We start from the raw sequence: 13,831 nt of genomic DNA, 5'->3' as shown, positions 1-13,831 counted from the left end.
GAGAGGGATTATATATGCAGCAACTAGAATATTACAAACTGCCAGGTTTGGAGAATGTATATCTAGAAGATAGTTATGTATTAGAGATTGTCGAAGAACCTACTCTATTGCGTTTTGTATTGGATGTTGTCTTGACAGAAGAACATCCACACTATCAAGAGCCGAAGATTGAAGAACAGTATTGTTATCGTCAAGCATGGCTAGAATTTTCAGGGATTGAGGATATTATATGGGTTAAAAAAAACATACATCCTTTTACTGATGCTACAGGATCGTTAGATTATGGCAATATTGATGTGTTTTACCAATCAAACACCAAATATCACATTGAAGGGGATTGGGGCATAATGGATGTTACATCAAAAAAATGCACTCTTATGTTTCTAGAATAAACTATTTCATGCTCCAGAGACTCGAAAGTTTATGGAATTCGCGATCGCCTAAAACCCGTTCTCTATGCATTTGCCCTTAACAAGGGGCTGAGAGTAACTCGTCAACCCCTTGCCTCTCAAGGCTTTATCCAGAGTGAATTAGGAGCGCACAACGATCGCCGAATTCAATGCTTCTACCAGAGAACGTACCCCAGCAACCATAGCTACTTCATTATCTAACCGGTTGATTGCCGAACCCACCCCAATGCCTTGAGCGCCAGAGGCGATCGCCATTGGTGCAGTAACATTAGATAAGCCAGAAGCACATAAGACCGGAACCTCGACCCCACGGGAAATTTCATAAGCAGCCGCCAATGTAGGAGCTGCTTTTTCAATTAATCCCAATGTGCCGGAATGGGTGGGTTGACTGCTGGTTCCGCCTTCCGTTTGAATCACATCTGCCCCTTCAGTAACCAGCGCTCCAGCTAACTGTACCTGTTCATCCAACGGTAAAATATGGGGAACTGTCACCGAGAGCATAATATCCGGAAGCAGCGATCGCACTTCCTGAGTCAGTACCAACACCTCATCCGCCTCAAATCGCCGTCCTTGGGCATAGAACGCATCAAAATTCCCAATCTCAATCAAATCCGCTCCCGCGTCCACTGCCGCCACAAATTTCTGCGGCTCCACGGCAGAAACACACAGGGGTAGGTCAGTTAAAGTGCGGCAAAGACGCACCAAATTCGGATCGGCTGCAATATCCACAAATGTCGCCCCTCCGCGATCGGCAGCCTTAACCACCATAGCTGTGCGATCGGCATCAAAATTCATTAACCCACTAATCACTTTCAGCGCCCGTCCTTGGGCTAAAGCAGGTTGCAGTTGAGGAAGAATCGTCATAAGACCTCAGTTTGTATAGCAATCATTGTTTATTCTCCATTGTGCCACTATCGATGTCCTTGAGAGGCTAAAGATTAAAATCGGGATAAATTTTATCGCTCGATCGCAGATCCAAAGAACAGCTATAGTTCCTTGACAGGAGAAGTGAACACCACAGTCCCTTGCCGAACGAATAAATTCGCAAGGACTTATGGTAGTAAATTCTCCTGACATCAGATCATTTACACTTTCGGTAAAACCACTTGATGGGTTTGATCTTGATACTTACCCAATCGGTCTTCATAAGTGACGTTACAGGGTTCTCCTTCAAAAAACAACAATTGGGCAATCCCTTCATTGGCATAAACCCGACAGTCGGCACTGGAAGAATTGGACAATTCTAAGGTCAGATGACCTCGCCAACAGGCTTCTGCGGGAGTCGCATTAAGAATAATAGAGCATCTAGCATACGTTGATTTACCCAAACAAATAACCGTGATATTGGGTGGAATCTCTAGACGCTCTAGGGCAACACCTAAGCCATAGCTATGGGCAGGAATAATGAAAAAGTCGCCCTGTTCATCCTGGTGCAGGGGAACCGATTCAAGGTTGTCGGGATTAAAATTTTTCGGATCGACAACTGTACCGGGAATGTGCTTAAAGATGAGGAATTCTTTGGGACTTAATCGGATATCATACCCATAGGAAGAAGCGCCATAACTTAATACTTTTCTGACCAATCCCGGATCGCCTTCAATGGCCCGAATTAATGAAGGCTCAAACGGGTCAATCATTCCCTTCTGGGCTTGTTCTGCTATCCACTTATCATTCTTGAGCATATCTAGATTTTAGTTCACTAAGACTTTAGATCATACCTGAAATTCCCATCGCTGTTCGTGTTGGCACTCACTCTGGGGCGATCGCCAAAATGTCCACTTCAACCTCCACTCTGTGAAGAAATATTACAGTTTTCGGGATTTTGCATAAAAACCGCCTCCAAAAACTGAGAACCCTATAGGAGGGAGAAAATTACTCAATCCTGCCGCTATCCTCTCGAAGGAGAACTCAGTTCTCCTTCTTTTATCTATCCATCGCGTCTACCCAAGAAGATGAACTCCGAATCATCCCCCCCACTTTCTCAAAGCGATACCCTGATTTGTCCGAACTTGGGACAATATTGGAAACTCGGTAAAGTTAAAGACTCCAACCAAGTCATCCTTAAAGCATCGGGACAACAGTTCCTGTTTCCACCAGAAGAAGGTTATGCTCTGCGCTACTTTACCGGACAATTTAGCCTAGAGAGTATCCAAAAAGCTTGCCAAGATGAGTTTGAAGGCACACTTGACCCCAACTTTGCAGGGCAACTGCTCGAAAAATTGATCGGTTTGGGAATCTTGACTTTTGATGGAGTCGAAGCAACCGAAATACCTGAACCTCCTCCTGGGGGTTCCCAACTCAAACCCTGTCTGGAGTGGATTGAACACCGAGACTATTGGGTACTGCGAAACCCAGAAAATGTGACGTTTCTGCAAGTGGGGACCCAAGATAAAATCATTATTGAACAGATTGGCGTGCGATCGCCCCAAGCCATTATCCAAGAATTTTGCATTCCCCCCGATCATCTCAAAGGTCTGTTGCAAATGCTGGCCGCCACCGGTATGTTAGTAGGAACCGAACCAGCAAAATCCCGTAGAGGCAAATTTACCCCCCTACAACTGCTCTTTTTCCGAATTCCGCTTTTTAACCCCAATCGCTTCCTCAACGCCCATATCGACAAAATACGCTGGCTCTTCTCCCAACCTGCCGCCGTTCTCCTCTTAGTATTTCTCAGTTTTTCTGCTTCCCTGGGACTCTACCATCGGGACATCATTGTATTTCAAGGGCAACAACTGGTGAGTGCCTATGGTAGTTCGTTGATGTTGCCCTTTATTCTCTGTAGCGCCTGTGTCGTCACCCTACACGAATTTGGTCATGCCTTCACCCTCAAACATTATCGAGGAATCGTGCCCGAAATAGGTCTATTGTTCATGATGCTGATTCCCGCAGCCTATACCAATACTAGCGATAGTTACTGTTTGCCGCGATCGAAACGGTTGTTGGTAGTCGGAGTTGGAATCTTAGTGCAATTCATTTTAGCGGCGATCGGATTTTGGATCTGGCATTTTTCCACCGACGGCATCTGGTTACATCAAACCAGTTTTCTCCTCATGGCTGCCGCCCTCTTTACCCTCGCCCTCAATCTGAACCCCGTTGCCAAATTTGATGGCTATTATCTCGCTGTTGCTGCCACCGGCATTAACAACTTAAGAGGTCGCGCCTTTGGATTATACATTAACTTTTTCACCGGCAAACCCATCCGCGAACCCATAAAAGATCTGTGGATTTTAGCCCTTTACGCCCCATTTAGCTTACTCTACATCTGGTTTGTATTTGGATTTCTCTTTTGGCGTATTTTCACCTGGAGTTTTACGAATATGCCCATCACCGCCTTATTGTTACTCGCAATTTGGGCTGTTTACTATTTCTGCCCTAGAGACTAATCATCTTCTGCATCATTTCCTGAATGTTGCTTTAATCCTGCCGTTCTTTTATTTTGGGTATCTACGATGACTAGCACCCCTGAACGCCAACACCCTTCCTTAAAAGCTGTTCCTCCCAATAAAATCAAATCCTCTGCCCCATCTGCACCGAAATCTCCAGAAATGCCTGCCCAAGAATCCATGCCTGTTCCCGAAAAACCTGGCATCAACTGGGGCAGAATTTTCTTTTTATCCGTCGTCTTAGGCGGTGGCTTTTGGCTCTCACAACTGGAAGTTCCGATCTCAGTGCGCGGAGAAGGGAAACTCACCCCTTTACAAGAGAATATCCACCCGGTTTATCTAGAAGAACCCGGAAGACTCGTTAATTTCCTGGTTCAACATGAAGATGAAGTCAAAGCTGGAGACACTTTGGCTGAAGTTCAAAGTCAAGATTTGAAAGAAGAGATTCTAGCCGAACAAATTAAACTAAAAGAAGAAAAAGCAAAGTTAACCTCTGCCCGTGAAAGGATTTTTATTTTAGTAGCTCAACAAAGCGAAGCAGAGCAGCGAGTGAGAGCGATACAGCGGCAAGTGGAAGACGCTCGGCAAGATGTGAATCGATTGTCAAGCAGTTCGCCGCCTCCAGAAATTCAAAGTATCACCCATGAAATTGAAGCGATGGATCGACAGATTGGAGGATTAGAGAAGGCAATCGATCATCGCGATCGGCGAATGGAACGTTTGCAACAACAAATTGATGATGCACGACAAGCTATTGAAGAAAAAGCACTTTCTAGAAATTATCAACACGATCTTGAAGAAAGAATCCAGATGCTGCAAGAAGAGTCAGCCATGAATGACGCTAGAATTGAAGAATTGACCACTCATCAGTTGTCTAAACGTGCAGAAATTGCCGCGATTGGTCAGAAGCTAGAGCGCTCCCTGGAGAGAATTGAAGATGATTTGAGAATGGAAGAAGAGCGTTTATCGACCGTAATTCAGGAATTGCAATCTGCCGAACAAGAAAAGTTAGCTCAATCAGAGATCGTCGAGATCCGTCAAGAAACCATCGCCACTTTACAAGAGCAACAGTCAAAAAACCAAATTATTGAAGCCGAGCATGAAGGAACTGTTTTTGCTGAAAACCTATCAGATAATAAGGGAAAATGGTTAGAACGCCAGGATCTAATTATGGAAATTGTGCAAATGGATCGACTAGAGGCGAGAATTTTTGTCGATCAAGCAGAAGCAGATTTAATTCAACTGATCCTGAAAGAAGGATCGGCGCAAGTGATATTAAAACCAACGCAACCGGGTTATGAGATTGAAACAGTAGATGTGAGCAATATGAAAAAAGCGGCGCAACCCGATTCTTCTCAACAAACGAAGCAATTGGTTTTAACAGCAACCGTGGATAATTTAGACCAGCAGGGATTGGTCAATGGTGAATTCTATGCCGAAATTCCCGTTGGCACGATGCCATTGTATGAACGAGTGCGCCGAGAGGTAATGAAGGTGTTGAAATTGCGCCAATATTTCTAGGTATGTCATGGGAACATGGGGAGATTACCTCGGATGGTTCTTCTCTATGCGATCGCCTGTACAATTGGTCAACAGCCATGGACACAGGGCGATCGCTCCGACAATTTGCCGAAACGAAAAGGCAGGAATTGAGTCAGTCACTCTCTCGTTTGCTTAACTTGTTACCCAATATCTATTCCCTATTCCCCATTCCTTATTGCTCAAAAGCCCAACCACATAATATCGTAGTGTTAAGACAAGTTAAGATAAAACTTTTGCAGCAGAATTCAGAGGTCAAGGAGAGTTACGGCACTTGGACAAAGAAAAAATTCTGGTTGTTGATGACGAAGCCAGTATCCGACGCATCTTAGAAACCCGATTATCAATGATCGGGTACGATGTCGTCACGGCTGGTGATGGGGAAGAAGCCCTAGAAACCTTTCGCCATATCCTGCCGGATTTGGTGGTTTTAGATGTGATGATGCCCAAGCTCGATGGTTATGGAGTCTGCCAAGAACTCCGTAAAGAATCAGATGTGCCGATCATCATGTTAACCGCCCTCGGAGATGTGGCCGATCGCATTACGGGGCTAGAATTGGGAGCCGATGATTATGTGGTTAAACCCTTTTCTCCCAAAGAACTTGAAGCTCGCATTCGTTCAGTTCTCCGCCGGGTCGATAAAACCAGCACCTCTGGCATTCCTAGCTCCGGCGTGATCCAGGTGAGCAATATCCGCATCGATACCAATAAACGACAAGTTTATAAAGGAGACGAACGCATTCGCCTCACTGGGATGGAATTTAGCCTTCTAGAACTCTTGGTGAGTCGTTCAGGAGAACCCTTCTCCCGCTCCGAGATTCTACAGGAAGTATGGGGATATACCCCAGAACGCCATGTGGACACTCGCGTAGTCGATGTTCATATTTCGCGACTGCGAGCCAAGTTAGAAGAAGACCCCAGTAACCCCGAATTAATCCTCACGGCTAGGGGAACAGGGTATTTATTCCAACGTATTCTGGAGGCAGGAGCAGAGGAATAGCCCCAGAAAATTAAGCGATTGCTTTCAGAAGGCGATCTCTGGGGTGAAACGATTTGGTAGAATTTGTAAGGCTTTTATCACTGGCGAGCAATGGGATCAACTCCGGCAAGAATCGCAATAGACGCAATGGGTGGGGATTACGCCCCCGATGAAATTGTCACAGGAGCGCTAAGGGCAAAAGAGGAACTCGATGTCCATATCCTGTTGGTGGGCGATCCCGATCGGATTGAAGAATCAATCGGCAAGCACACCCAATCACACCAACTGGAAATTGTCCCTTCCGAAGGCGTGATTTCCATGAATGAGGAACCTCTGGTTGCTCTCAGACGCAAGAAAAATGCCTCCATCAGTGTGGCGATGAATTTAGTAAAAGAAAATAGAGCGGATGCAGTGGTATCGGCCGGTCATTCTGGGGCAGCCATGGCAGCAGCCCTGCTGCGGTTAGGTCGCTTACCAGGGATTGACCGTCCGGCGATCGGGGCAATGTTTCCCACCCTGATGGCTGATAAATCCGTTCTGATTTTAGATGTTGGGGCGAATGTCGATTGTCGCCCCCAATTTTTAGAACAATTTGCCCTCATGGGTACAGTTTATAGTCAGTACGTTTTGGGAATCGACCAGCCCAAAGTGGGACTATTAAACATTGGAGAAGAATCCTGCAAAGGAAATGACTTAGCCATTCGTACTCACCAGTTATTAGATGAAAATCCTCTGATTCCGTTCATTGGCAATGCAGAAGGTCGCGATGTCCTATCGGGTCAGTATGATGTGATTGTTTGTGATGGCTTTGCTGGTAATGTGTTGCTCAAATTTGCGGAAGCAGTCGGGAGCGTCATGTTACAGATTGTGCGAGAAGAGTTGCCCCAAGGTCTTCACGGCCAAATCGGTACAGCGATCCTCAAACCCAATCTCAGACGGATCAAGCAACGCTTAGATCATGCTGAACATGGAGGAGCATTACTGTTGGGAGTCGCAGGAGTTTGTATCATTAGCCATGGCTCTGCCCAAGCCCCAACCATTTTTAATGCAGTGCGTTTAGGTAAAGAAGCGGTGGATAATCGCGTCTTAGACCGACTCCGAGGACAATACCAAAAAACGGTAGCCAACTTAGGCACAGTTTCAGCAAACCAGGAGAGTGAGGGATAACTTGGATATATAGCGCCTCGCCCTCGAGCAATAGGCAATAAACCTACGTTAGGTAACAGTAAGTCTGTGCTAACTGCCTGGGTGGTTGCTATACAAGCCAGGATTGTTTCCTTGAAAAAATAAACAACAGATATGAAACCTATGGGCATTGCAATAACCGGTAGTGGTTCAGCTACCCCTGGAGCGAAACTGACGAATCAGGGCCTATCCCAGAGAGTCGAAACTTCAGATGAGTGGATTACTACTCGGACGGGAATTAAAAATCGTCGTGTGGCTGGAGAGGGGGAGTCGTTAACGGCGATCGCCACCCAAGCAGGACTTCAAGCCTTAGAGCAAGCAGGACTTTCCCCTGCCGATCTCGATTTGATTATCCTGGCTACTTCAACCCCCGATGATTTATTTGGCAATGCCAGTCAAATCCAAGCCGCATTAGGGGCCCATCAAGCAGTCGCTTTTGACTTAACCGCTGCTTGCTCTGGGTTCCTCTTTGCATTGGTGACGGCGGGGCAATATATCCGGACGGGAGCTTACCAGAAAGTGTTGGTCATTGGGGCAGATCTGCTCTCTCGATGGGTCAATTGGAGCGATCGCACCACTTGCGTTTTATTTGGTGATGGTGCAGGAGCTGTTGTCATGGAAGCCAATCCAGAAGATCGGCTTCTCGGATTTGAACTCAAAAGTGATGGCAGCCAAAATAACTGTCTGCAACTAGCCTACCAACCCAAATATGAGGAAATCCTTCCTAATCTCACCGTCGGTCAAGGAACCTATCAATTTATCAGCATGAATGGCAAAGAAGTCTATCGCTTTGCTGTACAACGAGTTCCTGAAGTCATTGAAAAAGCCCTCTTTCATGCCCAAATCGGCAGCGATGAAGTTGATTGGCTGATCCTCCATCAAGCCAATCAACGCATTCTTGATGCTGTGGCTAAACGGCTCAATATTCCCGATCGCAAAGTCCTGAGTAATTTAGCTAACTACGGCAATACCTCCGCTGCCTCCATTCCCCTGGTACTTGATGAAGCCGTTCGCGCTGGGCAAATTAAACCTGGCGATTTGATTGCCGCTTCTGGATTTGGTGCAGGACTAACCTGGGGATCGGCAATCTTTCGCTGGGGACATTAATCAATAGGGAATAGGCAATAGGAGAAAGCGGAGATGACCCATTACCCATGACCTATTCCCTATTACTCTTTATCCATTACTAACTACTAATCTATGACAAAAACAGCTTGGTTATTTCCCGGACAAGGATCGCAAAAAACAGGTATGGGTATCGACCTTAAAGATACCAAAATTGCACAAGATCGTTTTGTTCAAGCCGAACAAATTTTAGGATGGTCAGTTTTAGACCTCTGTCAAAGTCAAGCAGAAACCTTATCTCGCACTCTTTATACTCAACCTTGTCTGTATGTCATTGAGACTATTCTGATTGACCTGCTACAAGAAAAAGGACACTCCCCCCATCTGGTCGCTGGCCATAGTTTGGGTGAATATGTTGCCCTGTATGCGGCTGGAGTCTTTGATTTCGTTACAGGACTGCAATTGGTTAAGCACCGGGCGGAACTGATGGAGAATGCTTCAGGGGGTAAAATGGCTGCCTTGATTGGATTCGACTTCAATCAACTCCAGGAGGTGCTAGAAAAAACGCCAGATGTGGTCTTAGCCAATGACAATAGTGCTAAACAAGTGGTGATTTCTGGGAAACCGGAAGCCGTCGATCGGGTTATTGCTCAAATTAAGCTCAGAAAAGCCATTCCCTTACCCGTTTCTGGTGCATTCCATTCCCCCTTTATGGATGCGGCTGCGCCAAAATTTAGAGCATTTCTGGAAACCATATCCTTTGCGACAGCGAAAGTTCCCGTTCTGTCCAATGTCGATCCTTCCCCCACTACTGATGCCAATACTCTCAAAACTCGTTTACTTGAGCAAATGACCGGTTCAGTGCGGTGGCGAGAAACTTGCTTAAAGCTCGTGGAAGAAGGGATTGAAAAAGTGATTGAGCTTGGCCCGGGTAATGTGTTGACCGGCCTAGTCAAACGGACGTGTCCGGGGTTAGCGTTAGAGAATATTGGCACATTAGCTCAAGTTCCTGGCTAACCGAGATTATGGCTCAAAATCGCGACCCATCTCCATTTTTGTTCATTATCCTGTTTGTGATCTTGGGAACTGGAGGAGGCTATTGGTTTTTCTTGCGCCAACCCCCTTCATCTCCTGGGGAAAATTTGGAAATAGAGGATCGAGTATCAACTCCTGCTCAACCCACTGTCGATAATAGCCAAGCCCCTCAGTTTGTCAAACCGATATCTGTTCCAGGAGGTACGGTGATTCGTATTGATGGGAGTACCAGTATGGTGACGCTGAATCAAACCCTGAAAAAGGGCTTTGAAGGGCAATTTTCCAATACCACGGTCGTCACTCAGGCGAATGGTTCAGATAAGGGGATTCAAGGGGTATTGATGGAACAGTTGGATGTGGCGGCGGTGTCTCGTCCTGTGTCGTCCCAAGAGATGGAGGAGGGGTTAATGGCGTTTCCAGTGGCGAGGGATCAAATTGCGATCGCCGTTAGCAATAGTAATCCTTTCTCTGCTGGCTTGACGGCTCAACAGGTGAAGGACATCTTCCAAGGAAAAATTACCAATTGGTCAGAAGTTGGGGGGGCAAATCGCCAAATTCGAGTGATTAACCGACCTACAATCAGTGGAACCCGTCAGACGTTTCAATTGTTAGCACTACAAGGGGAGAATTTCGGTACAACCCCGAATATTACGACTTTAGACCGAGATGCTACCACTCCCATGCTACGGGCATTAGCTGAAGATGGCATTGGTTACGCTACAGCCGATCAAATTGTTAGTCAGAGTACGGTGAGAGCGTTGGCTATTGATGGGGTGTTACCTGGATTTTCCAGTTATCCCTATACGCGCGACTTATTCTATGTCTATAAAAGTCCACCGAATGAGGCGGTGAAGGCATTTTTGGGCTATGTGGAAAGTATGAATTGATGGGGGAAACCATTGGAAACTGATCTCAAGGTTGGTCTAATTGGTACGGGGTTTGCGGCTCGTCTGAGGGCAGAAACCTTACACGCTGACTCCCGTAGTCGCCTGATGGCGGTCGTGGGGTATAATCCCCAGAAAACGGCTGAGTTTGCCCAAAAATATGGCGCAAGGATGCTAGAGTCTTGGCAAGAATTAGTCGATCTTGATGAATTGGATCTAGTCATTATTAGTACAATTAATCGAGACCATGGGGCGATCGCCAAAGCCGCCTTAACCGCTCAAAAGCACGTCGTCGTTGAATATCCCCTAGCGCTTAACTTTGAGGAAGCCCAAAGCCTCTGGATACTCTCGAAAACCCAACACAAACTTCTGCATATTGAGCATATCGAAATTTTAGGTGGACTCCATCAAGCCTTTAAACAAACCCTACCCCAACTCGGAGAAATTAGTTATCTGCGCTATAGCAAAATCGCCCCTAAACATCCTGCACCCCAGCGCTGGAATTATCAAAAAGAGGGCTTTGGATTTCCTTTAGTCGCATCTCTTTCTTGTATCCACCGTTTCACCGATGCATTAGGAACAGTGGAAACAGTTTACGCCCAAAACCGCTATTGGCCGGAACATTCAGACTATTACCACGGCTGTTTTTGTACGGCTCAACTCCACTTTACCTGTGGTACAATTGCCGATATTATTTATGGTAAAGGGGATGTCTTTTGGCATCCCGAACGGAAACTTGAAGCCCATGGGCACCAAGGCACTCTGATATTTGAAGGCGATCGAGGTGCCTTAATTCAACTCGATAAAACGACAGAAATTCCCGTAGGCACTCGCAGAGGACTCTTTGCTCAAGATACTCGCCAAGTCTTAGATTATTTAACGGAAGGGACAGAACTCTATGTCAATCCCCAGTCTAGTTTATACGCACTAAAAGTGGCTTGCGCTGCCGAGAGATCTGCCGCAACTGGACAAAAAGTTACGGTAAATGTCTCATAAAAGTAGGGATGAAAAATTGAGGAAATAGCCTATTCCCTAAACTCATGAAAGAACATTTCTTAAAAGCGACTTGCGAGACAGTACATTTGGGGGGATTTTCGGATAAAATTCCGCCAGTGCTTACGGTGGAGGGGGGCGATCGCATTCACATCGAGACCTATACTGGATTTTATCTGAGTAAGGAACGAGATCGCGCTCCCCAAGCCTTCTTCCCTCCAGAACTGCTCAACATCTGTCACCATCTCCCTCCTGAGCGCAAAATTGGCCCCGGCCCCCACCTGCTTACCGGCCCCATCTACATCCAAAACGCTCAACCTGGCAACATCCTAGAAATCCGTCTAGAACGCATTACCCCCAGTCTACCCGTCGGTTTTAATGCCATTCGTGCCGGTTGGGGTGCCTTACCCCAACAGTTCCCCGATCCAGCGCTGCGCTTTATTCCCCTAGACCTCGACCAACAAACCGCCCACTTTCCCGGTCATCCAGACCTGAAAATTCCTCTTCAGCCCTTTTTTGGTATTTTAGCCGTTGCTCCCCCCTCAGAACCCCATTCTTCCATTCCTCCAGGCACATTTGGTGGTAATATAGACAATCGAGAATTGCAAGCTGGAGCGAGGCTATTTCTGCCCGTCCAAGTCCCTGGGGCCTTACTCTCGGTTGGCGATGGTCACGCAGCTCAAGGGGATGGCGAAGTTAACGTCACCGCCATTGAAACCTCCATGAATGGAACCCTTCAAGTGATTCTCCATCAAAACTTTCCCCTTCCCGTCCCCCTTGCGCAAACCCCAACTGACCTGATTACCATGGGATTTGCCTCTACCCTAGACGAAGCCTTAGAACAGGCCTTGGAACAGATGATTCAGGTGCTGGTATACTGCACAGGTCTCACCCCAGAAGAAGCCTATGTTCTCTGTAGTTTAGCCGCTTCTTTTCGGATTACCCAAGTCGTGAACCGACCACAAAAAGGGGTTCATGGCCTATTTCCCCTGAAGATGCTTCCTCAAGGTTTTCCAGTATGACATCCATTCAAATTATTTTCTTAGCCAGTGGAGGACTCTTTGCCGGAATTCTAGCCGGTTTTTTAGGCATTGGTGGGGGAACGGTTTTAGTGCCCCTATTAACGACATTAGGGTATTCCCCCGTAGAATCTGTTGCCACCAGTAGCCTCTCCATTTTAATTACTGCCAGTTCGGGAACCGTGCAAAACTGGCGCATGGGTTATTTAAAATTATCTCAAGTCTTACTCTTAGGATTACCCGCAATTATTACTGCTCAATTCGGGAGTATTTTTGCCGATCGCATTCCCTCCCATCTCCTCCTATTTTCGTTCGGCCTTCTCCTACTGCTCAACCTCTACTTAGTGCAAGTCCGCAAGAACATTACCCAAAACCAACTCACCATTGAGAAACCCAAGTTTAATCCCACCTTTGCGAGAATGATTACCGGATCGATCGCCGGAGTTATGGCGGGATTTTTAGGCGTAGGAGGAGGAGTCATTATGGTTCCCTTACAAATTTTATGGCTCGGCGAAACCATTAAAGATGCCGTTCGCATCAGTTTAGGGGTGATTGTCCTCACCTCCCTATCCGCTTGTATCGGTCATGCACTGCAAAATAATGTGGTTCCCTTAGCTGGAATTTTATTGGGAACCGGGGGATTAGTGGGGGCACAAATCAGTACCCGATTTTTGCCCAAATTGGACGATCAAGTGATTACATTTTGCTTTCGTCTACTGTTGGCACTATTGGCGATTTATGTCTTTTGGCAAGCATGGCTTCAGTGGACTATTCAGGGGCAGTAAATCCGATATCTGTTCCTTTGTTGGCGTGAACTAGGGCTAACTGATAATATTTCTGGGCATGTTTAATTAAATCATCAGCTTGCTCTTTCGAGAGTTCTCGCGATCGCTTCGCAGGCATTCCCACCACCAGAGAAAAGGGCGCGACATCTTTAGTTACCACTGCTCCTGCACCGACAATAGAGCCTTCACCCACGGTTACGCCATCCAGAATAATGGCCCCAATACCAATTAAAGATCCTCGGCCGATGGTAGCACTATGAATGACAGCTCGATGGCCCACAGTAACATAGTCTTCTAGAATCGTAGGTTTACCTGGATCTCCGTGTAAAATAGCTCCATCTTGGATATTAGTATAGTCTCCAATATCAATCCGTTCCACATCGCCCCGAAGCACTGCGCCATACCAAACACTAGAGCCTAAGCCTAATTGAACGTTACCGACTAGGGTAGCATTCGAGGCAATAAAGGCTGCTGGGGAAGTATCGGGGAGTTCCCAGTAGGTGGGAAACGGGGTTTCAGAAGGACTCATATGGGATGTTTACTCAACTGACAAC

The 13,831-nt window shown here is 46.5% G+C and carries 15 protein-coding genes; 12 read left to right on the top strand and 3 right to left on the bottom strand.

What is annotated here, in order from left to right; all coding sequences use genetic code 11:
- The first annotated feature begins 14 nt into the window (after window positions 1–14).
- The gene (locus tag PN466_RS05595; protein WP_271937651.1) at window positions 15–392 is read left to right on the top strand and encodes a hypothetical protein; all 378 of its coding nucleotides are present in this window, start codon (window positions 15–17) and stop codon (window positions 390–392) included.
- 138 nt (window positions 393–530) lie between these two features.
- Here PN466_RS05595 and PN466_RS05590 read toward each other — a convergent pair whose 3' ends face one another.
- Window positions 531–1,274, bottom strand: coding sequence for a DUF561 domain-containing protein (locus PN466_RS05590; protein ID WP_271937649.1), 744 nt, complete (start codon window positions 1,272–1,274; stop codon window positions 531–533).
- 221 nt (window positions 1,275–1,495) lie between these two features.
- A complete protein-coding gene (gene dcd, locus PN466_RS05585) occupies window positions 1,496–2,092 on the bottom strand; it encodes a dCTP deaminase (RefSeq protein ID WP_271937647.1) in 597 nt (198 codons plus the stop codon).
- 270 nt (window positions 2,093–2,362) lie between these two features.
- Here dcd and PN466_RS05580 point away from each other — a divergent pair, with 270 nt between their 5' ends.
- The 11 genes from PN466_RS05580 to PN466_RS05530 all read left to right on the top strand — a co-directional run bounded on the left by PN466_RS05580 (window position 2,363) and on the right by PN466_RS05530 (window position 13,277).
- Window positions 2,363–3,793 carry a hypothetical protein gene (locus tag PN466_RS05580; RefSeq protein ID WP_271937644.1) on the top strand — a complete coding sequence of 477 codons (1,431 nt, stop codon included), beginning with the start codon at window positions 2,363–2,365 and terminating at the stop codon, window positions 3,791–3,793.
- A 66-nt stretch (window positions 3,794–3,859) separates the two neighbouring features.
- Window positions 3,860–5,314, top strand: a complete 1,455-nt coding sequence (locus tag PN466_RS05575; RefSeq protein ID WP_271937643.1) for an HlyD family efflux transporter periplasmic adaptor subunit — start codon at window positions 3,860–3,862, stop codon at window positions 5,312–5,314.
- Between the two features lie 2 nt (window positions 5,315–5,316).
- Entirely contained in the window at window positions 5,317–5,664 is a 348-nt protein-coding gene (locus PN466_RS05570; RefSeq protein WP_271937642.1) for a hypothetical protein, read from the top strand.
- On the top strand, window positions 5,607–6,332 hold the full coding sequence (gene rpaB / locus PN466_RS05565; RefSeq protein WP_271937641.1) for a response regulator transcription factor RpaB: 726 nt from the start codon (window positions 5,607–5,609) through the stop codon (window positions 6,330–6,332). Before PN466_RS05570 ends, rpaB begins: the two co-directional genes overlap by 58 nt.
- Before the next feature lie 90 nt (window positions 6,333–6,422).
- Window positions 6,423–7,478 (top strand): phosphate acyltransferase PlsX, encoded by a 1,056-nt coding sequence (gene plsX, locus PN466_RS05560; RefSeq protein WP_271937639.1) that lies wholly within the window; start codon window positions 6,423–6,425, stop codon window positions 7,476–7,478.
- Between the two features lie 132 nt (window positions 7,479–7,610).
- Window positions 7,611–8,603 carry a beta-ketoacyl-ACP synthase III gene (locus PN466_RS05555; protein WP_271937637.1) on the top strand — a complete coding sequence of 331 codons (993 nt, stop codon included), beginning with the start codon at window positions 7,611–7,613 and terminating at the stop codon, window positions 8,601–8,603.
- 93 nt (window positions 8,604–8,696) lie between these two features.
- Window positions 8,697–9,578 carry an ACP S-malonyltransferase gene (gene fabD / locus PN466_RS05550; RefSeq protein WP_271937636.1) on the top strand — a complete coding sequence of 294 codons (882 nt, stop codon included), beginning with the start codon at window positions 8,697–8,699 and terminating at the stop codon, window positions 9,576–9,578.
- Between the two features lie 8 nt (window positions 9,579–9,586).
- Window positions 9,587–10,483, top strand: coding sequence for a phosphate ABC transporter substrate-binding protein (locus tag PN466_RS05545; protein WP_271937634.1), 897 nt, complete (start codon window positions 9,587–9,589; stop codon window positions 10,481–10,483).
- A 12-nt stretch (window positions 10,484–10,495) separates the two neighbouring features.
- On the top strand, window positions 10,496–11,476 hold the full coding sequence (locus PN466_RS05540) for a Gfo/Idh/MocA family protein (protein ID WP_271937632.1): 981 nt from the start codon (window positions 10,496–10,498) through the stop codon (window positions 11,474–11,476).
- Window positions 11,477–11,520: 44 nt separating this feature from the next.
- Window positions 11,521–12,495, top strand: coding sequence for an acetamidase/formamidase family protein (locus tag PN466_RS05535; RefSeq protein WP_271937631.1), 975 nt, complete (start codon window positions 11,521–11,523; stop codon window positions 12,493–12,495).
- On the top strand, window positions 12,492–13,277 hold the full coding sequence (locus PN466_RS05530; protein WP_271937629.1) for a sulfite exporter TauE/SafE family protein: 786 nt from the start codon (window positions 12,492–12,494) through the stop codon (window positions 13,275–13,277). The genes PN466_RS05535 and PN466_RS05530 overlap by 4 nt, the downstream gene beginning before the upstream one ends.
- Here PN466_RS05530 and PN466_RS05525 read toward each other — a convergent pair.
- Window positions 13,261–13,806 (bottom strand): gamma carbonic anhydrase family protein, encoded by a 546-nt coding sequence (locus tag PN466_RS05525; protein WP_271937627.1) that lies wholly within the window; start codon window positions 13,804–13,806, stop codon window positions 13,261–13,263. The genes PN466_RS05530 and PN466_RS05525 overlap by 17 nt on opposite strands.
- Window positions 13,807–13,831 lie beyond the last annotated feature (25 nt).

The organism is Roseofilum reptotaenium CS-1145, assembly GCF_028330985.1.
In the GTDB taxonomy this organism is placed as follows: domain Bacteria; phylum Cyanobacteriota; class Cyanobacteriia; order Cyanobacteriales; family Desertifilaceae; genus Roseofilum; species Roseofilum reptotaenium.
The sequence above is the reverse complement of the archived record's forward strand: the minus strand, read 5'-3'. Positions and strand labels throughout refer to the sequence as shown.

Coding starts and splice junctions, on each gene's coding strand:
- PN466_RS05595 (WP_271937651.1), top strand. CDS start 15: ATGCAGCAACTAGAATATTACAAACTGCCAGGTTTGGAGAATGTATAT.
- PN466_RS05590 (WP_271937649.1), bottom strand. CDS start 1,274: ATGACGATTCTTCCTCAACTGCAACCTGCTTTAGCCCAAGGACGGGCG.
- dcd (WP_271937647.1), bottom strand. CDS start 2,092: ATGCTCAAGAATGATAAGTGGATAGCAGAACAAGCCCAGAAGGGAATG.
- PN466_RS05580 (WP_271937644.1), top strand. CDS start 2,363: ATGAACTCCGAATCATCCCCCCCACTTTCTCAAAGCGATACCCTGATT.
- PN466_RS05575 (WP_271937643.1), top strand. CDS start 3,860: ATGACTAGCACCCCTGAACGCCAACACCCTTCCTTAAAAGCTGTTCCT.
- PN466_RS05570 (WP_271937642.1), top strand. CDS start 5,317: ATGTCATGGGAACATGGGGAGATTACCTCGGATGGTTCTTCTCTATGC.
- plsX (WP_271937639.1), top strand. CDS start 6,423: ATGGGATCAACTCCGGCAAGAATCGCAATAGACGCAATGGGTGGGGAT.
- PN466_RS05555 (WP_271937637.1), top strand. CDS start 7,611: ATGAAACCTATGGGCATTGCAATAACCGGTAGTGGTTCAGCTACCCCT.
- fabD (WP_271937636.1), top strand. CDS start 8,697: ATGACAAAAACAGCTTGGTTATTTCCCGGACAAGGATCGCAAAAAACA.
- PN466_RS05545 (WP_271937634.1), top strand. CDS start 9,587: ATGGCTCAAAATCGCGACCCATCTCCATTTTTGTTCATTATCCTGTTT.
- PN466_RS05535 (WP_271937631.1), top strand. CDS start 11,521: ATGAAAGAACATTTCTTAAAAGCGACTTGCGAGACAGTACATTTGGGG.
- PN466_RS05530 (WP_271937629.1), top strand. CDS start 12,492: ATGACATCCATTCAAATTATTTTCTTAGCCAGTGGAGGACTCTTTGCC.
- PN466_RS05525 (WP_271937627.1), bottom strand. CDS start 13,806: ATGAGTCCTTCTGAAACCCCGTTTCCCACCTACTGGGAACTCCCCGAT.